Source organism: Cobetia sp. SIMBA_158, from assembly GCF_046566945.1.
In the GTDB taxonomy this organism is placed as follows: Bacteria; Pseudomonadota; Gammaproteobacteria; order Pseudomonadales; family Halomonadaceae; genus Cobetia; species Cobetia amphilecti.
The window spans coordinates 1-245 of record NZ_JAWJYL010000883.1; the positions used below are offsets into that span (position 1 = coordinate 1).

The window sequence follows — 245 nt, forward strand, 5'->3', positions numbered from 1 at the left end:
GAAGGGGTGCTTCTTAGGGTGTTAAAGCCCCGAGAAGCCGCAGTGAATAGGCCCAGGCGACTGTTTAGCAAAAACACAGGTCTCTGCGAAGCCGTAAGGCGAAGTATAGGGGCTGACGCCTGCCCGGTGCTGGAAGGTTAAGAGGAGCGCTTAGCGTAAGCGAAGGTGCGAATTGAAGCCCCAGTAAACGGCGGCCGTAACTATAACGGTCCTAAGGTAGCGAAATTCCTTGTCGGGTAAGTTCC

At 54.7% G+C, this 245-nt stretch carries 1 rRNA gene; it reads left to right on the plus strand.

The features are described from left to right. Window positions 1-245, plus strand: a 23S ribosomal RNA gene (locus R2R70_RS22360); the annotation flags it as partial.